At 64.6% G+C, this 21,950-nt stretch carries 20 protein-coding genes; 15 read left to right on the plus strand and 5 right to left on the minus strand.

Annotation, left to right across the window (positions count from 1 at the left end):
• Positions 1-35 precede the first annotated feature (35 nt).
• Positions 36-458: an endonuclease domain-containing protein gene (locus AC1DRD_RS02300; protein ID WP_478040030.1), complete on the plus strand. Its 423-nt coding sequence runs from the start codon at positions 36-38 to the stop codon at positions 456-458.
• Between the two features lie 13 nt (positions 459-471).
• Here AC1DRD_RS02300 and AC1DRD_RS02305 read toward each other — a convergent pair whose 3' ends face one another.
• Positions 472-1,377 carry an SDR family oxidoreductase gene (locus AC1DRD_RS02305; protein ID WP_478040032.1) on the minus strand — a complete coding sequence of 302 codons (906 nt, stop codon included), beginning with the start codon at positions 1,375-1,377 and terminating at the stop codon, positions 472-474.
• A 105-nt stretch (positions 1,378-1,482) separates the two neighbouring features.
• Between AC1DRD_RS02305 and AC1DRD_RS02310 the strand changes: the two genes are divergently transcribed.
• Positions 1,483-2,319, plus strand: coding sequence for a helix-turn-helix transcriptional regulator (locus tag AC1DRD_RS02310; RefSeq protein WP_478040034.1), 837 nt, complete (start codon positions 1,483-1,485; stop codon positions 2,317-2,319).
• Between the two features lie 6 nt (positions 2,320-2,325).
• Here AC1DRD_RS02310 and AC1DRD_RS02315 read toward each other — a convergent pair whose 3' ends face one another.
• Entirely contained in the window at positions 2,326-2,748 is a 423-nt protein-coding gene (locus tag AC1DRD_RS02315; protein ID WP_478027753.1) for a MarR family winged helix-turn-helix transcriptional regulator, read from the minus strand.
• 141 nt (positions 2,749-2,889) lie between these two features.
• Between AC1DRD_RS02315 and AC1DRD_RS02320 the strand changes: the two genes are divergently transcribed.
• The 3 genes from AC1DRD_RS02320 to AC1DRD_RS02330 all read left to right on the plus strand — a co-directional run bounded on the left by AC1DRD_RS02320 (position 2,890) and on the right by AC1DRD_RS02330 (position 5,271).
• Positions 2,890-3,318 (plus strand): organic hydroperoxide resistance protein, encoded by a 429-nt coding sequence (locus AC1DRD_RS02320; protein ID WP_478040036.1) that lies wholly within the window; start codon positions 2,890-2,892, stop codon positions 3,316-3,318.
• A 94-nt stretch (positions 3,319-3,412) separates the two neighbouring features.
• Complete coding sequence (locus tag AC1DRD_RS02325; RefSeq protein WP_478040038.1) at positions 3,413-4,357, plus strand: polysaccharide deacetylase family protein; 945 nt, start codon at positions 3,413-3,415, stop codon at positions 4,355-4,357.
• A complete protein-coding gene (locus tag AC1DRD_RS02330) occupies positions 4,354-5,271 on the plus strand; it encodes a GNAT family N-acetyltransferase (RefSeq protein WP_478040040.1) in 918 nt (305 codons plus the stop codon). The genes AC1DRD_RS02325 and AC1DRD_RS02330 overlap by 4 nt, the downstream gene beginning before the upstream one ends.
• A gap of 35 nt (positions 5,272-5,306) precedes the next feature.
• Here AC1DRD_RS02330 and AC1DRD_RS02335 read toward each other — a convergent pair whose 3' ends face one another.
• Positions 5,307-6,812, minus strand: coding sequence for a serine hydrolase domain-containing protein (locus tag AC1DRD_RS02335; protein WP_478040042.1), 1,506 nt, complete (start codon positions 6,810-6,812; stop codon positions 5,307-5,309).
• Between the two features lie 424 nt (positions 6,813-7,236).
• On the opposite strand from AC1DRD_RS02335, the gene AC1DRD_RS02340 reads away from it, so the two are divergent.
• The 10 genes from AC1DRD_RS02340 (at position 7,237) to AC1DRD_RS02385 (ending at position 18,111) form a co-directional block, all read left to right on the plus strand.
• Positions 7,237-9,678, plus strand: a complete 2,442-nt coding sequence (locus AC1DRD_RS02340; protein ID WP_478040044.1) for a TonB-dependent receptor — start codon at positions 7,237-7,239, stop codon at positions 9,676-9,678.
• 17 nt (positions 9,679-9,695) lie between these two features.
• Positions 9,696-10,931, plus strand: a complete 1,236-nt coding sequence (locus AC1DRD_RS02345) for a parallel beta-helix domain-containing protein (protein WP_478040046.1) — start codon at positions 9,696-9,698, stop codon at positions 10,929-10,931.
• Positions 10,928-12,094, plus strand: coding sequence for an SO2930 family diheme c-type cytochrome (locus AC1DRD_RS02350; protein WP_478040047.1), 1,167 nt, complete (start codon positions 10,928-10,930; stop codon positions 12,092-12,094). Before AC1DRD_RS02345 ends, AC1DRD_RS02350 begins: the two co-directional genes overlap by 4 nt.
• A gap of 39 nt (positions 12,095-12,133) precedes the next feature.
• Positions 12,134-12,754 carry a TetR/AcrR family transcriptional regulator gene (locus AC1DRD_RS02355; protein ID WP_478040049.1) on the plus strand — a complete coding sequence of 207 codons (621 nt, stop codon included), beginning with the start codon at positions 12,134-12,136 and terminating at the stop codon, positions 12,752-12,754.
• Between the two features lie 115 nt (positions 12,755-12,869).
• Positions 12,870-13,718 carry a chromate resistance protein ChrB domain-containing protein gene (locus tag AC1DRD_RS02360; RefSeq protein ID WP_478040051.1) on the plus strand — a complete coding sequence of 283 codons (849 nt, stop codon included), beginning with the start codon at positions 12,870-12,872 and terminating at the stop codon, positions 13,716-13,718.
• Complete coding sequence (chrA, locus tag AC1DRD_RS02365; RefSeq protein ID WP_478040053.1) at positions 13,715-15,118, plus strand: chromate efflux transporter; 1,404 nt, start codon at positions 13,715-13,717, stop codon at positions 15,116-15,118. The genes AC1DRD_RS02360 and chrA overlap by 4 nt, the downstream gene beginning before the upstream one ends.
• A 45-nt stretch (positions 15,119-15,163) precedes the next feature.
• Positions 15,164-15,865, plus strand: a complete 702-nt coding sequence (locus tag AC1DRD_RS02370) for a superoxide dismutase (protein ID WP_478040054.1) — start codon at positions 15,164-15,166, stop codon at positions 15,863-15,865.
• Positions 15,866-15,875: 10 nt separating this feature from the next.
• A complete protein-coding gene (locus AC1DRD_RS02375; RefSeq protein ID WP_478040056.1) occupies positions 15,876-16,865 on the plus strand; it encodes a YncE family protein in 990 nt (329 codons plus the stop codon).
• An 86-nt stretch (positions 16,866-16,951) separates the two neighbouring features.
• On the plus strand, positions 16,952-17,218 hold the full coding sequence (locus AC1DRD_RS02380; RefSeq protein ID WP_478040058.1) for a metal-sensing transcriptional repressor: 267 nt from the start codon (positions 16,952-16,954) through the stop codon (positions 17,216-17,218).
• The gene (locus AC1DRD_RS02385; RefSeq protein WP_478027766.1) at positions 17,215-18,111 is read left to right on the plus strand and encodes a DMT family transporter; all 897 of its coding nucleotides are present in this window, start codon (positions 17,215-17,217) and stop codon (positions 18,109-18,111) included. Before AC1DRD_RS02380 ends, AC1DRD_RS02385 begins: the two co-directional genes overlap by 4 nt.
• Positions 18,112-18,186: 75 nt before the next feature.
• Here AC1DRD_RS02385 and AC1DRD_RS02390 read toward each other — a convergent pair whose 3' ends face one another.
• Both AC1DRD_RS02390 and AC1DRD_RS02395 read right to left on the minus strand, forming a co-directional pair.
• A complete protein-coding gene (locus AC1DRD_RS02390; protein ID WP_478040060.1) occupies positions 18,187-19,359 on the minus strand; it encodes an NnrS family protein in 1,173 nt (390 codons plus the stop codon).
• A gap of 51 nt (positions 19,360-19,410) precedes the next feature.
• Entirely contained in the window at positions 19,411-21,696 is a 2,286-nt protein-coding gene (locus tag AC1DRD_RS02395) for a nitric-oxide reductase large subunit (RefSeq protein ID WP_478040061.1), read from the minus strand.
• Between the last annotated feature and the right edge of the window lie 254 nt (positions 21,697-21,950).

Consider the following 21,950-nt stretch of genomic DNA (forward strand, 5'->3'; position numbering starts at 1 on the left):
TTGGCGAGCGCAGCGAGCCACGATACGCTCGCGACATGCGCCGCCGCATCGATCCGGAACTGACGCGAAGAGCGCGCGAGTTGCGCAACAATCCCACGCCGGCTGAACTCGTGATCTGGCATCGCGTCTCGCGGCATCGTCCGGCCTTCACACGGCAGCTCGTTGTTGCACCTTTCATCATCGACCTAGCGTGCCGCAGCGCCCGATTGGCCGTCGAGTTCGACGGGAGTCAGCACGTTGATCGAGCGCCCTATGATGAGAGGCGGTCGGCCTACCTCGCCGAACACGATTGGCGTGTCATTCGTCTCTGGAATTCTGACGTGCTCGGCAATCCCGACGGAGCCGCCGAGTATATTCTGTTGCAGGCCGCCGAGTGCCTCGGCGGCACCCACCCCCAGCCCCTCCCTTGCAGGGAGGGGAGAATCAGGGTGCCACGCACACGTAGCGTTGAACGATGAGTTTAGCCCCGCTTCAGGCGGCTGATGCAACCTTAGAATAATCCATCCGCCTCAAGTCATCGAGCAGCCCCGGCCCGGTTGGCTCCCAGCCGAGCAGCCCACGAGTCCTGGCGCTGGACGCCGGCATGTCGAGCCCCATGAACATCGCCAGCCAGCCGAAATGCGCCGGCGCTTCCCCGGGCGTCAGCGAAACCACCGGCATGCCGAGCCCAGCGCCAATGACCTGGGCGATGTCGCGGGCGCGGATGCCTTCTTCGGCCACGGCGTGGTAGCGCGCGCCGGGCGTCGTGCGCTCGATCGCCAGCGCGTAAAGCTTGGCCACATCGAGGACAGGCGCGGCTGGCCAGCGGTTGAGACCCTCGCCGATATAAGCAACGACGCCCTTGCCGCGCGCATGCTCGATATATGGCGAGACCAAGCCCTGCCTCACCGTGTCGTGGACCTGCGGCAGCCGTACCACCGAGACATTCACCCCGGCATCGAGCAACGCCATGCCCGCGAATTCCGACGCCGCGCGCGGATTGGGGTGGTTGGTGTTGAACATATCTTCGGTCGCGGGCTCGCCTGAATCGTGGCTGCCCATGCCGGTGCCCGAGGTGATCAATAGCGGTCGGTTCGATCCCTTGAGCGCGGCGCCCATTGCCTCGATGACGCGGCGGTCCTTGTCGCAATTCGCCACGAAATTCGAGAAATCGTGATCGAACGCAGTGTGGATCACGGCATCGGCCTGGTCCGCGCCGGCGCGCAGCGTGTCGGGCTGTTCCAGATCGCCGCGATGCACGTGCGCGCCGGCCGCTTCGAGCGCGCGCGCGCCGGCATCGGATCGCGTCAGGCCAAGCACCTCATGCCCCGCCGCGAGCAGCGCGGGGACGATGCGGGAGCCGATGAAACCGGTGGCGCCGGTGAGGAAGACACGCATGGAACAGCCTTTCGATATTGTTCGATGGGCTATGTCGGTTTATCCTCCATCCTGTAAAAGTAGTGACCTTATCATGGTATAATCATCAACAGGATCGCCCGTCACTTGCCTGCCGAACCCGCCAATCCGCTCGGCACCTTCCTGCGCGATCGTCGTACCCGGCTCGATCCGGCGGCGTTCGGTTTCGGCGGAGGGCGCCGCCGCACTCCGGGTCTGCGCCGTGAGGAAGTCGCGCAGCGCGCCAATATCAGCCCGACCTGGTACACCTGGCTCGAACAGGGCAGGGGCGGCGCGCCGTCCGCCGACGTGCTCAACCGCATCGCCGCCGGACTGATGCTGACCGAGCCCGAGCGCGAGCATCTGTTCATCCTCGGCCTCGGCCGCCCGCCGGAGGCGCGATACCGCGGCGCCGAGGGTGTGACGCCGCGGTTGCAACGCGTGCTCGATGCCTTGTCGCCCAGCCCCACGCTGATCAAGACCGCGACCTGGGACGTCGTGGCATGGAACGACGCGGCGGCCGCGTTGCTGACCGATTATGCCAAGCTACCCCCGGATCGGCGCAATATCCTACGGATGATGTTTTCGGACGAACGGGTGCAGGCGGCGCAGGACGATTGGCTGGCCGTCGCGCGGTTCGTGGTGGCGTCGTTCCGCGCCGACGCGATGCGCGCCGGGGCGGGCGCGGAGATCGCGCAGTTGGTCGACGAGCTGTCGCAGACCAGCCCCCAATTCGCGGCTCTTTGGCGGGCCAACGACGTCGTCGGCCATGCGGAAGGCGTGAAGCGCATCCGGCATCCCAAAATCGGGCTGATCGAACTGGAATTCTCGATCTTCGCGGTGGATGGGCGCCCCGATCTGGGGATGATCGTCTACAATCCCGTCACGTCCGAGAGTGCGGACCGCATCCGATCGCTGATGGCCGCTCGATCGGGTGATGCGTAGCCAGGGTCACAGCCCGGCATAGACCCGATCGCGAAAATCCTTCACGCGCGCGTTCAGGTCGATGATCCCGGCGACCGGTGCACCCGATGCCTCGACCAGCCGTTCGGCCAGACACCCCGCTTCCGATCTGAGTTTTTCGCCCTCGGGCGTGGTCTCGATCAGCACTTCGCGCTCGTTCTTGGGGTTGCGGGTCCGCGTCACCAGCCCGGCCGCCTCCAGCCGCTTGAGCAACGGGGTCAGCGTGCTCGATTCGAGCGCGAGCTTGTCGGCCAATCCGCCGACATTCTGCCGCCCGTCATGCCATAACAGGTTTAGCACCAGGAATTGCGGATAGGTAATCCCCATGCGGTCGAGCAGCGGCTTGTACGCACGCTGCACCGCCATGCTCGCCGAATAGAGCGCGTAGCAGAGCTGGTCATCGAGCTTCATCACATCCATCGGTCGCGTCCGCCGTTAAATTTCTTTGCAGACGTATATCGCGATAAGTTTTATCTTGACAAGGGCAGGCCCGGCGCTATTTCGGCCATCGCGACAATAGTTATCGCGATATATATGTAAGGAGCCTCAGTCATGGACATTCTCTACCGCACCAGCGCCACCGTAACCGGCGGCCGCACCGGCCATGGCCGCAGCGAAGACGGCTTGCTCGACGTCGAGCTGCAGACCGCCAAGGAACTCGGCGGCGCCGGCGGCGGCACCAATCCCGAGCAATTGTTCGGTGTCGGCTATGCCGCGTGCTTCATCGGCGCGCTCCGCTTCGTCGCCGGCCAGCGCAAGATCCGCATCGCCGATGAGGCGACCGTCACCGCCAGCGTCGGCATCGGCAAACGCGACGATGGCCGCGGCTTCGGACTCGACGTGGCGCTCGCGGTCGACCTGCCGGGGATCGATGCCGACACCGCGCGGGAATTGGTCGACGCCGCGCACATCGTCTGCCCCTATTCGGAAGCGACTCGCGGCAATCTCGCGGTCCGGCTTTCGGTCGTCGAGCACGCCTGACCTGCCATCGGCCCCGGCTTACCCCGCCGGGGCCATGCAGCGGGATTGGCAAAATCTTCACCGTCTGCCGCTAATCCCCGGCGGCGTGACAGCCGTGTTCCTCACCATCGATACCGAGCTGATGTGGCGCCATCACGCCGCTGGCTGCGACCTTGCGACCCAAATCGCGCGCTCGCTCGAACCCGCCGGCGTGGGCATCCGCTATCAGCTCGATATGCTTGGCCGCCACGGCCTCAAGGGCACGTTCTTCGTCGACCCGATGCCGACCATGGTGTTCGGGCTCGACGCGATCCGCCCAGTGGTTGAAACGATCCTCGCAGCGGGGCAGGAGGTGCAACTGCACATGCACCCCAATTGGGCGGGCGCGAGAGCGGACGATGCCGGCAAGAGCTCGGGCCGGTTCGAGCTGATCGATTACAATCTCGACGAACAACGCGCGCTGATCGCGGGCGCGCGCGACTTGCTCAAGGCATGCGGCGCGTCCGATCCGGTCGCCTTCCGCGCCGGCAGCTATGCCGCCAATGACGACACGCTGGTCGCGCTCGCCGAGCTCGGCTTCCGCTACGACAGCAGCCATAATGGCGCCGACGCGCCGTGGCCCAGCCAGATCGGTCTGCCGCAGCGCCAAATCGCCCCCGTCGCGTACAATGGCGTGACCGAGGTCCCGGTGACGGTGATCGAGGACGTGCCGGGCAATCTGCGCCATTTCCAGATCTGCGCGTTGTCGCTGGGCGAGATGCGCGCCGCGCTCGATCATGCGGTGGCCGAGGAGCATGAGGCGGTGACCGTCGTCAGCCACGGCTTCGAGCTCGCCAATCGCGCTGGCACCCGCGCCAACGGGGTCCATGTCACGCGGTTCGAAGGATTGTGCGCGATGCTCGCCGACGCGCGATCGACGCTGCCGACCACCTGGTTCCGCGACCTGCCCGACTTCGCCAGTGCGAGTCAGGCGACTCCGCTCGCCCCCAACATGCTGCGCACGCGCTGGCGCCAGGCCGAGCAACTCTGGTCGAACCTGGTCGAGGAACGCGCGGCGTGAGCACTGCGCGCCCGCTGCCGCTCAAATTCCAGATCGGCGCGCGCACGCTCGGCGCGATCCGCCGCGACCTCGTTCGCGTGCCGCTCAGCCTCGACGACGCGATCGATGGGGACCTGCCCGATCTGCCGGCGCTCGATCCGACCGCTGACGGCTATCTCGTCACCTCGCTCGCCGAGCACCACCGCCATGCGCTCGCCTATGCGGCCAGCCCGGCGATCGCCTTCACGCGGCAGCGCTACACGCGCCGCTACGCCGACCTGACGATCGGGTTTCAGGCCTATCTCGATTGCCTGTCGTCGAACACGCGCTCGGGCATCAAGCGCAAGGCGAAGAAGGTCGCCGCCGCCTCGGGCGGTACGCTCGACGTGCGCCGCTTCGCGACTCCCGCCGAATTGCGCGAGTTCCACGAGGTCGCCCGCCGCCTCGCGCTCGCCACCTATCAGGAAAAGCTGATGGGTGCGGGCCTGCCCGACACGCCCGATTTCCTCCAGCGCATGTACGTCATGGCGGCGGAGGGCAATGTCCGCGCCTGGCTATTGTATGTCGGCGGTGAGCCTGCCGCTTATCTCTATTGTCCCGTCCATGACGGCACCGTGATCTACGAATATGTCGGCCACGATCCGCGGTTCGGCGATCTGTCGGTCGGCGCCGTCCTCCAGGTCGAGGCGTTGCGCGACCTGTTCGCCGACCCCGCCTGCCGCCGCTTCGACTTCACCGAGGGAGACGGCCAGCACAAGCGCCAGTTCGCCACCGGCGGCATCGATTGCTGCGACCTGCTGCTGCTGCGCCCGACCCTGGCCAATCGCCTTGCCGTCGCCGCCCTGGCGGGGTTCGACGGCACCATGGCGCTGGCCAAGACGGGTGTGGAGCGGCTGGGGTTGCAGGATTTGGCGAAGAAGGTCCGCCGCGCTTGAGTGGAGATGGACTCCGCTGAGTCACCTATTTCCGTTTACGATCCATCCGGTTTCGTCACAGGTGGCGCTGCCTTTGAGCGGACCAGCTTGATCGGTGGGCCACCTTCGACGAAGGTGAAGCTCGAATAATCGGGAGCGAACTCGGCGGTGACGCCCATGGCGGTCGACAGGAAACGCGTGCTGGACAGTGCGATCAGACGTTCGGGGGTGGGGCCGCCGGTATACGCAAACAGTCCCTCCGGCCGCGCTTCCAGAACGACCGAGAGCCCGGGCCCCTGGAAATACCCGGCAGCTTTGGAGAGCTCAGCGAACGATAACATTTTCTCCTCGGTCGCCGGCGCCGCAATATCCGTCCAGCCATAGTCGGTCGCGACGGCGCGAACGACTTCGTCCATCAGCCGCCGGCCCTGGCCTCCGTTGGTCAGCGCGACGATGCCTTCGCCCTTGCCGACATAGGCAATCATGAAGGATTGGAAGCCTTCGTTCACGCCGTCATGGCCAAATCGCGCGGCGCCGGTCGTGTATAGCGCGGTGCCGAGTCCCCAATTGTCTTTGACCGGCGTCAGCATCTCACGCGTCATGGCGGGCGAAAGGCGGTGCCCCTTTTTGCCCGCGGCGGAAGCTTGAACGTCCATCAGCAATCGCGCGAGGTCACTCGCGCTGGTCCACAATCCTGCCGGTCCCTGTTCGGGGTAGACATGGTAGTTACCGGGGATCGGCACGCCATTGGCGTGACCGAATGCCATGTCGGCGCGGATCGTTGCCGAAGGTGGTTGCGCATATGCACTGCGCGTCATGCCAAGCGGGCGCAGCAACTCGCGGTCGGCCAGTTCGGCGAAGGGAATTCCACTCACGTCGGAAAGGGCGAGTTGCGTCAGCACGTAGCCGCCGCCGGAATATTGATATTGTCCGCCGGCCGGCAGCACGCTGCGCACTGGCTCGCTGTTGCTGGGCGACGCGCCGTCCAGGATCTGGATCGGCGTCGGCAGCGGCGCGCCCGGTAAATAGCCGGCGAAACCATGAACCCCGAGTCCGGCTGTATGACTCAGCAATTCGCGAAGGGTGATGCCGTTGGGCGCCAGCTTCGGATCCTTTGGCAGCTGCCATGAACGAAGCGCGTCGTTGATGTTTCGGTCGAGCCCGATCTTGCCCTGCTCGACCAGCCGCAGAGCCACCATCGCCGTCGCGACCTTGCTGATCGATGCCGCCTGGAACGCGGTCTCCGGCGTGATCGGCGCGCAACTCGCAGTATCGCGAAAGCCCCAGCCGCGCGCCCAGGCGAGCTTGCCGTTATGGATCACCGCGACGCTGAGTCCGGGCACGTCATATTGGCGCATCCGCTCGGCAAGGCTGAACGGTTTGTCGCCCGGTGTGATGACCGGCGGCCGCAAGTTCGCTTCTACGTTGCGGGTATGGACGTTGCTCGGTCCGCCCGCGGCCTCGGCCGGAGCCGGGCATCGGTCCGGTTGCGCGGCCGCGGGACTCGCGAGCACCGCAACGATAACCGCGCCGAGCAATGTGAACCGGTGGTCTCTGCGCATTGTCTTTTCCCCTATCAGTGAGCGGCCACGTCCATCGCCGGGCGGCGAGACCCGGGTTCAATTCCCATGCTGAAGTGCAAAATTTCCAAAGCCAGACGAGCGACGTGCCCGGCGGAGCCTCGGCGAAAATGTGCGTCCGCCATCTGTAAAATCAGCAGGCGTTCGATCGCCAGCCCAACCGCCGAGGTCAATACAACATATGTAGATTTACGAGTCAATGGAGGTATTCGAGCCTTGTGGCACGCTCGGCGCACGACTGGTGCTCGGTGGCACGAGCGGAGGATAGGCCGCTCTCATTGGAGGCAGCAATGCGATCTGGGCCGGCATGGCCTTCCTCAAATACAGACCGCGAAGCCGTATAATATAGCCTTGACTATCATTTTATTATGACCTCCAATCCGCAAAAATAGCGGGAGGAGAGCCCATGAAGAGCGTGATCGAAAGAGGTCTGCTGGCGGGAACTGCGATGTTGTGGTCGATAGCGGCGGGCGCGCAAACCGCCCCGGCACCGCAGCCGGACCCCGCCCAGGCGCAGACGCCCCCGGCTGCGGCCGCCGACAATTCCGGGCAACTGGGCGACATCATCATCACTGCCCAGCGCCGCGAACAGTCGCTGCAAACCGTCCCGATCAGCGTTGCCGCTTTCAGTGCCGCCAATATCAAGGCGCTCAGCGCCGAATCGATCGGCGATCTCGACAATTTCACGCCGGGTCTGACGATCAACGATTCGTCGGTGACGCAACCCAGCTTCACCATTCGCGGGGTTTCGACCGACGATTTCGGGATCGGCACTGACCCGTCGGTCGGCATTTTTATCGACGGCATCTATTCCGGCCGCTCGGGATCGTCGCTGATCTTCTTCAACGACATCAACCGGGTCGAGGTGCTGAAGGGGCCGCAGGGGACGCTGTTCGGCCGCAACACCTCCGCCGGCGCGATCTCGATCATCACCAACAAGCCGTCGCCCGAGCCGGAAATGACCGCCACGGCGCAGTTCGGCAATTATGCCAAGACCAAGCTCGACGTGATGGGCAATGTGCCGATCACCGACACTTTGTATTTGCGCGTCGACGGCGTGATCAATCGCCGCAATGGCTTTATGAAGGACGCGGTCACCCATGACGATCGCGAGCGGGAGGATAGCAGTTCGGGGCGGGTCGCGCTGCGCTGGGCGCCGAGCGCCAATACCGATTTCGTCCTCGCTTATGATCATGACGATACCAACAAGGATGGCCCGGCCGCGGTCGGGATCAGCGCCTTTGCGCTGAGCAAGGATCCGTTCGGCCCGTTCGCCAACGACGTGATCGGCAACAAGGAAACCCGCATCCTGAACGGGGTCTCGTTGACCGCGACCCAGCGGATGGGCGCGTTCACCTTGACCAGCATCAGCTCGTTCAAACATTTCGAGACGCACAATCGGGAGGATGAGGACGGGACCAACGATCCCACCCGCTATCTCGACACCGAGAATGCCGAACGGAATTCCAGCCTCTATCAGGAAGTGCGGCTGGGCTATGAAAGCGACCGGATCAGCGCGATCGCCGGGGCCAGCTATTATCACGAGCGCGGCCGCCAGCAGAGCATCGTGACGGCGCTGACCGATTCGGTAAACCGGCTGATCAGCGACGCGACCGCAGGCCAATTCCCGATCTTCTCGATCCTCGACAGCGTCGGTCTGCCGGTTTTCGGTAACACCTTTCAGGAGACGATGAGCAACCGAGCGGCCAACGACAGCTATGCGGTGTTCGGCGACGCGACCTTCAAAGTGACGCCGCGATTGAGCCTGACCGCTGGCATTCGCTATACGCATGACCTGAAGAAATTCAGCTGGTTCAACGGCCCGTTCTCCGCACCTGGGCTCGATGCGATCAAGGCGCCTGGCGCGCTCTACAACGCGATCCTCGGCGTGCCGGCCTTTCCCGATGACGGCCTGTTCAGCGTGTCCGATTTCTTCGGTGCGACGATCGGCCCGAACGGCCTGATTTTCGACGAAGGCGCGCTGGAGGGCGTGCAGTTCACGCGCCGGGCAGCCTTCAACGACGTCTCGCCGCGCTTCGTCGTGCAATTTGATGCGACCCCCGACGTCCACCTCTATGCCTCGGCCTCGCGCGGTTACAAGGCCGGCGGGTTCAACTCGGTCCAGGTCAATTCCTTCTTCGAGCCGGAAAAGGTCTGGAATTTCGAGGGCGGCATCAAGTCCGAACTGTTCGACCGCCATGTGCGGTTCAACCTCTCCGGCTATTATTTCAAATACAGCAACCGCCAGGCGCTCAGCCTGGAGAATACCGGCGGCGCGGTTCCGCAATATATCACGCTGTCGGGCGACTCCGAGGCGTACGGCCTCGATCTCGACACGCAATTCGTGGTCTCGCGCGATTTCTCGATCACCGGCACCGCCGGACTGATCGAGTCCAAATGGGTCAAGCGGGTCGAACAGGGCATCGACATATCGGGCCAGCCGACCGGCGAGCCGGTGTTCCGCGGCATCATCGGGCTGCACTACAAGCACGACACTGGCAACGGCACGATCTTCGGCGATGCCAGCTACAGCTATACCTCGCGCCAGCGACTCAACGATGCGGCGCGCGCGATCAACGCGTTCATCGCGACGCCCGTCGCGGCGGGCGGCGCAGGCGTGGATTTGTCGAAGATCGACAAGCTGTGGGCACCGCGCAACATCGTCAACGCCAAGATCGGCTGGCGCTCCCCCGGTGAGCGTTATTCGATCGCTTTGTTCGCCGAGAACCTGCTCAACGAAAAATATCTGCGCACCTTGAATACGATAACCGCGGACACGTTCCAGACGCCCTATGTCCGGCGGGACCAGCCCGGCTTTTACGGCATCGAGCTCGGACTCAAATTCTGATCGAACGGGAGAGGATGATGACCAAAGGAATTGCGCTCGCCGGCTGCGTCGCGATGCTTGCGCTGATGAGCGGCTGCGGACCGAAAATCGACCAGCAGGGCTTCACCGTCGATCCCGATTTCGAGAAGAACCTGCAACAGAAGCTGCTCGACGCCAAACCGGGCAGCGTGATCGACATCCCGCCCGGTAAATATGCGCTGAGCCGCAGCCTCAGCCTGACGGTGGACGGCGTCACGGTCCGCGGCGCCGGAATGGGCAAGACCATCCTGTCCTTCGCCAGACAGAGTTCGGGTGCCGAAGGCATGCTGGTCACCGGCAACGACTTCACGATCGAGGATCTGGCGTTCGAGGACACCAAGGGCGACGCGCTCAAGGTCAACGGCGTCAAGAACACCGTGATCCGCCGGGTTCGCGCCGAATGGACCGGCGGCGGCAAGACATCGAACGGCGCCTATGGCCTTTATCCGGTGCAGGTCACCAACGTGCTGATCGAAGGCAGTGTGGTGAAGGGGGCATCCGACGCCGGCATCTATGTCGGGCAATCGAACAACATCATCGTCCGCGACAATCGTGCCGAGGGCAATGTCGCCGGAATCGAGATCGAGAATTCGAACAATGCCGATGTCTATGGCAACACCGCCACCGGCAATGCCGGCGGCATATTGGTGTTCAACATGCCCAATCTGCCGGTGCCGGGCAGCAAGACCCGCGTCTTCAAGAACCAGGTCGTCGCCAACAATCACGCCAATTTCGGTGCGAAGGGCAGTGCGGTCAGCTCGGTGCCGGCGGGATCCGGGGTGATCGTCAATTCCAACGACCAGGTCGAGATTTTCGATAACGACATCAAGGACAACAAGACCGCCAACGTCCTGATCTCGAGCTATTATTCGACCGGATTCGATACCAAGCGCGGCATTGCGGCGGCGTACGATCCGTATCCGGAGAATATCTATGTCACCGGCAACCGCTTTTCGGGCGGGGGCGAAGATCCGGGCAATCCGACGCTCGTCCCGCTCAAGGCCGTGAATGGCGGGCGGTTGCCCGATGTCTTGTGGGACGGCTTCACCAACCCGAAGATCAAGGATCCGGGCATCTGCGTCCAGAATGGCGCGGCGAAGACGCTCAACGCCGATGGCCCGTCCAAATTCGCCGGGGCGCGGATCGATACCGGGCGCAATTGCGCGCCGCCGGCCCGTCTGCCCGCGATCGTCCTGCCTGACGCGATGACGAAGGACAGCGGCACCAAGTCATGATCGTTCGCCTCGTCGTCTCGTTCTGCGCGGCGCTGCTGCTCGCGGCCTGCGGCCATGCGCCGCGGGCCGTGACTTTCCATGCCGACGACAATCCGGAAAAGCTGTCGGCCTGGGGCCTGTTTACATTGGCCGATGGTCGCATCGCCCCGCACGCGGGGATGGTGACCTACGAACTGCAGACGCCGCTGTTCAGCGATTATGCCCAGAAATGGCGGACGATCTGGATGCCCAAGGGGGTGCACGCCGCCTATCGGCCGGATACCGCTTTCGACTTTCCGGTCGGGACGATCGTCACCAAGACCTTCTATTATACCGCCCCGGCGAGCGCGACCGATCCGCAGACCAGCGACACTGTCGTCAAGATGACCCCGGCGACGTATCAGACCGGCGTAGCAGGCCTCGACCTCCGCCACGTCCGCCTGATCGAGACTCGATTGCTGGTCCGGCGCGCGACCGGCTGGGTCGCCCTGCCGTATATCTGGGATACCGACGGCCGCGACGCTACGTTGGCGCGGACCGGTGCCGATATCGCGCTGACGCTCGATGAGGGCGGGAAGAAGGTGTCGTTCGACTATTCCGTGCCGAACCAGAATCAGTGCGCGGGTTGCCATGTCCAGGACTTCCGCACCCGCGCGGTCGAGCCGATCGGGCTGAAAGCGCGCCACCTCAACCGCGACTTTCCCGGTGAAGGTGGCGCGATCGACCAGCTGAAGCGGCTGGTCGCGATGGGCTATCTGACCGGCGTGCCCGCCGGCGCCGTGCCACGCAATGCCAACTGGCAGGACCTCAAGATCGACCTGGTCGATCGTGCGCGTGCCTATCTCGATATCAATTGCAGCCATTGTCACAATCCGACCGGCGCGGCGCGCACCTCGGGGCTATGGCTCGACGCGGCGACGATCGACCCGCGCCTGCTCGGCATGTGCAAGCCGCCGGTCGCGGCCGGGCGCGGTACCGGAGACCGGCCGTTCGACGTCGTGCCCGGCCATCCCGAGCGCTCGATCCTGCCCTATCGCCTCGCCAGCACCGATCCCGGCGTGATGATGCCCGAGCTGGGCCGCGACCTCGAGCATCAGGAAGGCGTCACGTTGATCTACGACTATATCCTGAGCCTGAAGGGCGCATGCACCGAGGACGACGGAACCGGACAGGCCGCGCGATGAGCTGGTCCATCGCGCCACCGCCATCGATCAAGGCCTGACATGATCGTGCCTCCCAGCGATAGTCCACGCCCGCTCCCCAAACAGGAGCGCGCGCAGCAAACCTATGAACTGCTGCTCGACGTGGCGGGGGAATTGCTCGCCGAGGTCGGAATCGAGCGCATATCGACCAATCTGATCTGCGCGCGCGCCGGCCTCACGCCCCCCGCCCTGTATCGCTACTTCAAGGACAAATATTCGGTGCTGGAGGCACTGGGGCTGCGATTGATGGAGCGCCAGAACACCGTGCTCGAGGCGTGGATCGCGCGCCATGCCGGCAAGGGGCTCGACGATCTGCAGGACAATATCGAGGAGTTGTTGCGGGAGAATGCGGCCGTGACGCGCGCTGAACCGGGAGCGGTGTGGATCCTGCGCGCGCTCCACGGCTCGCCCCGGCTTGCCCATGTCCGCATCGACTCGCACCGTTATGTCACCGGCAAGCTGGTCGAGGCTTATGCGCCGCACCTTCCGCACATGAGTCGCGAGGATCTGTGGCTGTATATCCGCCTCACCATCGAACTCGGCTTTGGCGCGGACGAAATGTTGTACGAAGAACCGGGCGTGCTGGCTGACGCCGTGTTCCGTACCGTCGCCAACATGATGCGCGGCGGCCTGGCGACCTGACCTTCGTCATTGACAATCGAACGGCGACATTGCTCAATATGGTCATGGGGTCGGCGATCTCCCCACGAGGCGGCATGCTGAAGTATCGCGTCCCGATTCTTTCGAAGGACGCGCCATGCCTGCCATCAATGCGATCACTCCCGACAAACTTGCGCGGCTGATCGGCACGCCGAACTGCCCGGCCATTATCGACGTCCGGACGGCCGACAACTTTGTCGCCGACCCGCGCCATCTGCCCGGCGCGCTGCGACGGGACCACGCCGCCGTCACCGACTGGGCGCGCGAATTCGCAGGGCGCGGCATTGTGGTCAGCGGCCAGCACGGACGGGAGCTCAGCGAGGGGGTCGCGGCATGGCTGCGGCACGAGGGAATCGCCGCCGAAATCCTCGACGGCGGCATAGCCGGCTGGGCAACCGCCGAGCTGCCGATGATCCCCGATGCGGTGTTGCCGAAGCGCGACGGCCAGGGCCGCACGCTCTGGGTGACACGGGCGCGCCCCAAGGTCGATCGCATCGCGTGCCCGTGGTTGATCCGCCGCTTCGTCGATCCGCAGGCTGTGTTCCTGTTCGTCAGCCCGTCGGAAGTCGCAGGGGTCGCCGAGCGCTTCGGGGCGGCGCCGTTCGATATCGAGGGCGACGGCGTGATCTGGAGCCATGATGGCGAGCGCTGCACGTTCGACGTGATGGTCGAGCGGTTCGATCTGCAAAGCCTGCCTGGCCTCGCTCGACTGGCAGAGATCGTGCGCGGTGCTGATACCGGGCATCCGGAATTGGTGCCGCAGGCCGCGGGGCTGCTGGCAATCTCGCTCGGCTTATCGCGCATGTATTCCGATGACCTGGCGCAGCTCGAGGCCGGAATGCTGGTCTATGATGCGCTGTTTCGCTGGTGCCGCGACGCCACGCACGAGACTCACGATTGGGTGTCGCACCAGTCCAAGGTCTCGCGCGGCAAGGCCCCGGCATGACCGCGGCCGCACTCGCCGCAGAGACGCCCGTGACCCGCCCGGCGCCGGTGTCGCTCGGCGAGGCCTTCTGGGTCTGGCTGCGCATCGCCGCCTTGTCCTTCGGCGGCCCCGCCGGACAAATCGCGATCATGCACCGCATCCTGGTCGAGGAGAAGCGCTGGATCGGCGAGCACCGGTTCCTGCATGCGCTCAATTATTGCATGCTGCTGCCCGGCCCCGAAGCGCAGCAGCTCGCCACCTATATCGGCTGGCTGATGCACCGGACGAAGGGCGGGATCGTCGCCGGTGGCCTGTTCGTGCTGCCGGGCGTGGTGGCGATCATGGCGCTGAGCTGGATCTACGTGCTTTACGGCCATGTCGGGCTGGTCGCCGGACTGTTCTTCGGCCTCAAATGCGCGGTGCTCGCGGTCGTGCTGCAGGCGGTGGTGCGGATCGGCAGCCGTGCGCTCAAGAACAATGCGATGCGCGCGTTGGCAGGCAGTGCCTTCATCCTCATTTTCTTCCTCAACGTGCCGTTCCCGGTGATCGTGCTCGGCGCCGGACTGATCGGCTATGTTGGCAGCCGCGCCGGCATCGCCGCCTTTCTGGTCGGCGGCGGCCATGGCGCGAGCAAGGGAACAATCGTGCCCGACGCGGAGACGCTGCTGGGCGAGGAATTGCCGGCACACGCCAATCCGACGCTTGGCCAGTCGTTGCGGCAAGCGTCGATCTGGCTGGTGCTGTGGCTGGCGCCGGTCGTCGCCTTGCTGCTGCTGTTCGGACCGGGCGACGTCTTCACCAAGATCGCGACATTCTTTTCGACGATGGCGGTCGTCACTTTCGGCGGCGCCTATGCGGTGCTCGCTTATGTCGCGCAGCAAGCGGTCGACGCCTATCACTGGCTGACCGCGAAGGAGATGCTCGACGGACTCGGCATGGCGGAGACGACGCCGGGTCCGCTGATCATGGTGCTCCAGTTCGTCGGTTTCATCGGCGCCTATCGGCATCCCGGGATGCTCCCGCCGCTGCTCGCCGGCACGCTCGGCGGTCTGCTCGCGACCTGGGTGACGTTCATCCCCTGCTTCCTGTGGATATTCCTCGGCGCGCCGTTCATCGAGCGGCTGCGCGGCAATGTCGCGCTGTCCGGCGCGCTCTCGGCGATCACCGCGGCGGTGGTCGGCGTCATCCTGAACCTCGCGATCTGGTTCGCGATCCACACGATCTTTCGCGGCACCGTGCCGGTTACCGCGGGACCGATCCATTTCGACGCGCCATTGGTCGCGAGCATCGATCCCTGGGCAGCGGCGCTTGCCGCGCTCGCGATCCTCGCGGTGTTCCGGTTCAAGATCGGCATCTTCACCACCCTCGGCGCGGCGTCCGCAATCGGCATCGCGCTGAACCTCGCGGGGATCGTCCGGTGATCGTTGATCGGGCCTCCTTTCGGCCTTTCGTCCAGGAGCGATGTCATGACTGATGCTCGTCTCGACCGCCGTGACCTGCTGACCGTCGGCGCGCTGCTGTCGGTCGGTGCCGCCATCCTGCCCGCGGGTGCTGCTGCCGCCCCGCCGATCGCGGTGGGCTATGCGCCGCAGGCGCTGCCACTGCCGTTCGATCCCAAGAGCATCACAGGATTCTCCGAGAAGTTGCTCACCAGCCATCACGACAACAATTATGTCGGCGCGGTCAAGCGGATCGGCGCGATCACCGGGCAAGTCGCGGCGCTCGACCCGGCAACGGCGCCGGGGTTCCAGATCAACGGGCTCAAACGCGAGGAGTTGATCGCCTGGAATTCGATGATCCTGCATGAGCTGTATTTCGCCGGCCTGGGTTCACCGTCGAAACCCGGCGCGAAGCTGGCCGCTGCGATCGAGCGCGATTTCGGAAGCGATGCGCGCTGGCGGGCCGAGTTTGCGGGCCTGGGCAAGGCACTAGGTGGCGGTTCCGGATGGGTGCTGCTGACCTACAGCCACCGCGACAACCGGCTGGTCAACCAATGGGCGGCCGACCACACAATGACGTTGGCCGGTAGCACGCCGATCCTCGCGCTCGATATGTACGAGCATGCTTATGCTATGGACTATGGCGCGAAGGCGGCCGCCTATGTCGACGCTTTCATGGCGACGACGAACTGGGCGTCGGCCGATGCGCGCTTCGCCAAGGCGGCGTGAACGGTCCGGCATGGAAAGCATGTTCAGGCTCGCGGCGATGATGGCAGGGCTGGCGATGTCAAGCGCTTGCCATGCGTCGCCCCGAACCGTGTCGGCGAATGATCCGTCGTCGCCCTTGCGGCTCGAGCGGACAGTGAAGCTGCCGGGCGTCGCCGGACGCATCGACCATCTCGCGATCGACCTGCCGCACATGCAGGTGTTCGTTGCGGAATATGCCAACGGCACGGTTGACGCCGTGGATCTGGAGAACGGCAGGGTCTTGGGCCGGATCACCGGCCTGCACGAGCCGCAGGGCGTTGCCGTCCTCAGCGATGGACAGCTTGTCGTCGCGTGTGGTGATGGATCGGTACATTTCTACAGCGCAGCCGATCGGCGCGAAATGGCCGTGCTGAACTTGGGCGACGATGCCGACAATGTCCGGGTCGATGCCCGCAATGGTCACGTCATCGTCGGTTACGGCGGCGGTGCGCTCGCGGTGATCGACCCTGCGACGCATCGCCTGCTGTCCACGCTCAAGCTCGCCGGACACCCCGAGGGGTTTCGGCTGGCCGGTGGGACGGCGCTCATCAACATCCCTGATCGCGGATCGATCGTCGCCGCCGATATCGACGCCGGGACGGTGACCGCGACCTGGTCGACGGGAATGCGAAATCTGAACTTCCCGCTCGCTATCGGCCCGGACGGCGGCTGGTTCGCGCTCGCCTACCGCCTGCCGGCGGCGCTTCAGGTGCGGTCGATGGCAGGGGAGGTGGTGTCGACCCGACCGGGGTGTGGCGATGCGGACGATCTATTCGTCGATGGCGACCGGTTCCTCCTCGTCTGCGGCGCGGGTCATGTCGATGTCTCGTCGACGACGCACGCCGATAGCCAGATCGTGCGCGTCGCGACCGCACCCGGCGCGCGTACCGGTCTGTTCGTGCCAGAACTTCGCTCGCTGATCGTCGCTATCCCCGCACGCGGCAGCACGTCGGCCGCTTTGTGGGTGCTGAAGACGCACTGACCTCTTCGAATCGCGACGCTTCGTCGGGCCCGAATGAACCGCTATCGAGACTGGCCATATCCCCCCGGGGAGGATATGCCCGCGCGATGTCCCACGCCAACGATCCAAAACTTCTCAACCGGCTGCGCCGCGCCCACGGTCACTTGGCCACGATCATCGATATGGTCGAGACCGGCCGCGAGGGCCTCGACATCGCGCAACAGATGCAGGCAGTGATCAGCGCGCTCGAGGCGGCAAAGAAGGTGCTGGTCATCGACCATATCGAGCATCATCTGGAAACCGCGACCGGACCGCTGACCGACGCCGGCCGAGCGGAATTGGCGCGTATCGCGACCCTGGCCAAATATCTGTGACCAGGCCGTTCGCGCTGGGCGACATACGCAGAGGTGGATTGCTGGCGATCGCCGCCGCTGCCTTGTTCGGCGCCTCCACTCCCGCCGCCAAGGCGGTGGTGTCAGGTATCGATCCCTTGATGCTCGCGGGCTTGCTGTATCTCGGCTCGGGAATCGGCCTCACCATCTTTCGCATCGCAAGCGGACAGACGGGCTGGATGTTCAAGCGGACCGACTTGCCTTGGCTGGCGGCGGCTGTGGTGTTCGGCGGCATGGTCGGGCCGGCGCTGCTGATGCTGGGGCTGACGACGGTGACCGGATCGGCGGCATCGTTGCTGTTGACGCTGGAGGGGGTGTTTACCGCGCTGATCGCCTGGGTCGTCTTTCGAGAGCCGTTCAACCTCCGTATCGGCCTCGGCATGATAGCGATCGTCGCCGGGGCGGCGTTGCTGTCGCTCGGTGGAGGATCGGGTCGGGCAATGGTCGGCGGCGCGCTCGCGATTGGTGCGGCCTGTCTCTGCTGGGCAATCGACAACAATTGCACGTCGCGGATTTCGCACGCCGATGCACCGGCGCTGGCGGCGGTGAAAGGCTTGATCGCCGGCATCGTGAACGTCAGCCTTGCCCTGATCGCCGGCGCTACCTTGCCATCCGCGGGTTCGATCGCGCTCTCCGGCCTGATCGGGCTATTCGGTTATGGGATCAGTCTGGTGCTGTTCGTACTGGCATTGCGCCAGGTCGGCGCGGCACGGACCGGCGCCTATTTCTCGACGGCGCCGTTCCTCGGCGCGGTGCTCAGCCTGCTCCTTTTGCGCGAAGCCTGGAGCTGGTCGCTTCTCGGCGCCGGACTGCTGATGGCGCTTGGCGTCTGGCTGCATCTGACGGAACAGCGCCCGGAAGAGGCTATCGGCTAGGTCAGCCAAAAATGCCTCATTGTGCTGAGGGGCGGATCCATGATGCGCCGGGCAGCGTCAGCCGAGGCGTTTGTATCAGGCGTTTTCTTCGCCCGGCCGCGCCCCGAACAGCATCGGGCCATATGTCGCAAGATACAGGACGAACGCGGTTGCCCACGCCACCGCCGCGGCGTCCCTGCCGATTGCATAGTCGATCAGACCAAGTCCGGCGGTAACGCGAAGAACCGCGCCCAGGGTCACCAGGCAGTAGAGGAGGATTGTTGGCTTGGTGGCGACAAGAGCGCGGCCCGTGTGGCCCAAAGTTGCCCTGGTCATGACGGCCAAAATCATTGTCGACATTGCGCCGGCAGTAAGGGCATGAATCGCCGCCGATCGCGGAATCGAAACGTCCAGAATGCTGACGCCGAGCAGCGACAGACCCACCGGCACCCAAAGATATCCGACGTGAAGGATGAGGACGAGCGGATCGCGCGCGGACCTGAGTCCGCCCCATCGCGAGAGCCTGAGCGTCTGCAACAGTCCCGCGCCGACCAGGAGCCAGCCGGCAGGCGGCGAGTCCGGAAGCGCCACCCACGCCAGAAGCGCGATGCCGCTCACGCCGAGGACGAGCATGTCAAAGCGCGTGGGTTGCGACGGCAGCCGCTCGGTCATCCCCTGTTTGGTCATCCAGTTGCGTGTGAAGGACGGGACGATCCGCCCGCCGACCAACGAGATCATCATGACGATGAGGGCGATCGCGGCGCGGGCGCCGATGTCGGGGTCGGACAGGAGCCCGAGCGCAGCTGCGTGATCGATCGAGTTGGCGACGCCGAGCAGGAGGACAATGCCGACGAGAGGGAGATTGCGGTTTTTCGCCGCAAGGACCTCACGGGCAGCGAACCCGGCGAGCACGAGATAGAATCCGATATCGAGCAACGCCGCGACGGCCGGGCCGGTAACGGCTGAGAACAGCACCGCCAGCCTCGCCGCTGCCCATAGCCCGGCAAGTCCGGCGAGCGGCAACCCGGCGATCGGCAGCCGGCCCGTCCAGTTCGGAATCGCGGTCAGCAGGAAACCTGCGACGACCGCACCGACGAAACCGAACAGCATCTCGTGCCGGTGCCAGGCGAGGGGCGGGAATGCCGTGGGAAGAGCCGGCACGCCCCACAGCACGAGAAGCCAAAGCGCCAGTGCCACGACCGCCCAGAGCGCGCCCAGGAAGAAGAACGGCCGGAAGCCACCGCGCAGGAATGGCGGCGACGCCGCCATCCGCGCGCGCCGAAGCGCAAGCATCCGCTCTCCCCGTGTCGTCGTCACCCCTTATTCCGAAGCGACGGCTGCCTCACGGCCGCCGCGCAAGAACAGGGCCTTCACCATGAAGATCGCGAAAGCGACCACCCCGACCGTGAAGACGAGATCGCCGGGCACACGAGCCCAGACCAAGGCCTGCATGAGGGGGCTATGGATCACCTCGGCGCTTCGGGCGTAGGCATAATATTCGGTGTAGCTGAGGTAAGTCTGGTACAGGCCCTGCGGGAACAGCGACAGGAACACCATCATCGCAAGGCCGATGTTGAGACACCAGAACGAGGTCTTGAGCAGCCGGTTGCTCCAGCGCGACGGATCGGACAGTCCGCGCATGCAGAACAGCATCAGGCCAATTCCGAGCATGCCGTAGACGCCGAACAAGGCAGCATGGGCGTGCGTGGCGGTCGTGTTCAGGCCCTGCATGTAATAGAGCGCGATCGGCGGATTGATGAAGAAGCCGAACATGCCGGCGCCGATCATATTCCACACCAACACGCTCGCGAAGAAGGCGAACGGCCAGTGATAGACGGTCTGCCATTCCTGCTGATGCTCGACCTTGGCACGATTATAGGCCTCGAACCCGACCACGACGAGCGGCACCACTTCGAGCGCGGAGAATACCGCGCCGAGCGCGATCACCGCAGTCGGCGTTCCGCTGAAATATAGGTGGTGGAAGGTGCCGAGCACGCCGCCGCCGAGAAAGATCACCGTTGCGAACAGCACGGAGGTTGCCGCCACCGACATACGGACCAGCCCCATCTTCACGAACAGCGCCGAGACGATCGCAGTCGCGAACACCTCGAAGATGCCCTCGACCCACAGATGGACGACCCACCAGCGCCAATATTCCATGATCGAGATGTGGGTGCGTTCGCCATAGAGCAGCCCTGCGCCGAACAAGAGGCCGATCGAGACGGTGGAGATGACGACAAGAAAGACGAGCGACGTGCCGCCTTTCTCTTTGAGCGCGGGCCAGACACCGCGCAGCACCAGCACGGTCCAGAGCAGCAGTCCGACGAAAAGATAGATCTGCCAGAAGCGGCCGAGATCGAGATACTCATAGCCCTGATGGCCAAACCAGAAATTGGTGGCGCCGGTGTCCATCTGGCGGTTGATTGCCGCCCATTCGCCGGCAAAAGACCCGATCACGATGACGAGCAAGCTGACGAACAGGAAGTTGACGCCAAATCGTTGGAATTTGGGCTCGCGGCCGCCAAGCAGTGGAGCGACGTAGAGGCCGGTGGCGAGCCAAGCCGTCGCGATCCATAATACTGCGAGCTGCGTGTGCCAGGTTCGGGTTAGCGCATAGGGGAAATATTCGGCCATCGGCAGGCCGTAGAGACCCTGACCCTCGACCGCGTAGTGCGCGGTGACAATGCCAAGCAGGACCTGTGTCAGGAGAAGCGCGGTGACGACGAAGAAATATTTGGCGGTCGCGCGCATCGACGGGGTGAGCGTAATCGTCGCCAGCGCGTCGGTTGTGGCGAAGCCTTCGAGCGGTTCGAGGTCGCGCCGCCAGACGTCGAACTCGCGGGCATAGTACCAGACCAACGCACCGATCGAGCCGAGCAGCACGAAGATCGACAGGAAGCTCCACAGGAAGATCGCCCCGGTCGGCGTGTTGCCGACAAGCGGCTCGTGCGGCCAATTGCTGGTGTAGCTGATAGTGTCGCCTGGACGTTCGGCGGCGGTTGCCCATGCCGTCCAGAAGATGAACCCGCTCAGCGCATGCGCTTCGTCCTTGGTGAGGATCGCGTGCTGCGGCATGGCATAAAGCTCGCGCAGATGCTGGTCGGCCGGCGTGCGGTTGGTGAACAGGTCCTCAAAATGCGCCGCGGTCGCCTTGATCGCGGCGGCGCGCTGATCGCTGACAGTGATCGCCGTGGTTTGCGGATCATAGCCATTGGTGCGCATTTCGCGCTTCAGGATCGCGCCGACGCGCGCCTGTTCGGGCTCCGACATTGCGTTGAAATCGGTTCCTGCGATGCGCTCACGCAACGCGACGGCCTCGCGATGAAGCCAGTCGGCGCTCCAGTCGGGCGCGACGTAGCCGCCGTGGCCCCAGATCGAGCCCTGCTGCATTCCGCCGGTCGATTGCCATACGCTTTGCCCGCGCTGGACTTCCTCGCCGGAGTAGAGAATTTCCCCCGACGCCGAGCGGACCGCGCCGGGCATCGGCGGCTTCGAATGATAGATTTGCGCGCCGAAATAGAGCAGCGCTCCAAACATGATCGCCATGCCGACCGCGAGGATGATCCAGAGACGACGAAGCGAGAATTGTGAAGTGTAGTCGGCCATGGCGGCGTCCCCCTACTCGCGGGATTTGGACAGGCCACCCGTGACACCTTGGTGGGCGCTGGATATCGTCATCCGTCCGCGCCAACAGTTGATCGCGCGACCGGATCAAATGAGAATATTTCTTGCGCCGAGGGCCTACGCTCCAATCCGGCTACAAGCACTACGTAGTAGTACGTAACCGACGCTGCGAAGGCATTAGAGGCCGCCCGTTCGACGGTGCTTCGCAGTCAGGCCAGCGAGGTCGATGCGTTGAT

The sequence above is a fragment of the Sphingomonas sp. P4_G2 genome (assembly GCF_056401155.1).

What these genes read in the sequence shown, in the direction of transcription:
- AC1DRD_RS02320 (WP_478040036.1), top strand. Translation starts at nt 2,890, where the DNA reads ATGGACATTCTCTACCGCACCAGCGCCACCGTAACCGGCGGCCGCACC.
- AC1DRD_RS02315 (WP_478027753.1), bottom strand. Translation starts at nt 2,748, where the DNA reads ATGAAGCTCGATGACCAGCTCTGCTACGCGCTCTATTCGGCGAGCATG.
- AC1DRD_RS02340 (WP_478040044.1), top strand. Translation starts at nt 7,237, where the DNA reads ATGAAGAGCGTGATCGAAAGAGGTCTGCTGGCGGGAACTGCGATGTTG.
- AC1DRD_RS02360 (WP_478040051.1), top strand. Translation starts at nt 12,870, where the DNA reads ATGCCTGCCATCAATGCGATCACTCCCGACAAACTTGCGCGGCTGATC.
- AC1DRD_RS02350 (WP_478040047.1), top strand. Translation starts at nt 10,928, where the DNA reads ATGATCGTTCGCCTCGTCGTCTCGTTCTGCGCGGCGCTGCTGCTCGCG.
- AC1DRD_RS02305 (WP_478040032.1), bottom strand. Translation starts at nt 1,377, where the DNA reads ATGCGTGTCTTCCTCACCGGCGCCACCGGTTTCATCGGCTCCCGCATC.
- AC1DRD_RS02335 (WP_478040042.1), bottom strand. Translation starts at nt 6,812, where the DNA reads ATGCGCAGAGACCACCGGTTCACATTGCTCGGCGCGGTTATCGTTGCG.
- AC1DRD_RS02375 (WP_478040056.1), top strand. Translation starts at nt 15,876, where the DNA reads ATGGAAAGCATGTTCAGGCTCGCGGCGATGATGGCAGGGCTGGCGATG.
- AC1DRD_RS02390 (WP_478040060.1), bottom strand. Translation starts at nt 19,359, where the DNA reads ATGGCGGCGTCGCCGCCATTCCTGCGCGGTGGCTTCCGGCCGTTCTTC.
- AC1DRD_RS02355 (WP_478040049.1), top strand. Translation starts at nt 12,134, where the DNA reads ATGATCGTGCCTCCCAGCGATAGTCCACGCCCGCTCCCCAAACAGGAG.
- chrA (WP_478040053.1), top strand. Translation starts at nt 13,715, where the DNA reads ATGACCGCGGCCGCACTCGCCGCAGAGACGCCCGTGACCCGCCCGGCG.
- AC1DRD_RS02300 (WP_478040030.1), top strand. Translation starts at nt 36, where the DNA reads ATGCGCCGCCGCATCGATCCGGAACTGACGCGAAGAGCGCGCGAGTTG.
- AC1DRD_RS02345 (WP_478040046.1), top strand. Translation starts at nt 9,696, where the DNA reads ATGACCAAAGGAATTGCGCTCGCCGGCTGCGTCGCGATGCTTGCGCTG.
- AC1DRD_RS02370 (WP_478040054.1), top strand. Translation starts at nt 15,164, where the DNA reads ATGACTGATGCTCGTCTCGACCGCCGTGACCTGCTGACCGTCGGCGCG.
- AC1DRD_RS02395 (WP_478040061.1), bottom strand. Translation starts at nt 21,696, where the DNA reads ATGGCCGACTACACTTCACAATTCTCGCTTCGTCGTCTCTGGATCATC.
- AC1DRD_RS02380 (WP_478040058.1), top strand. Translation starts at nt 16,952, where the DNA reads ATGTCCCACGCCAACGATCCAAAACTTCTCAACCGGCTGCGCCGCGCC.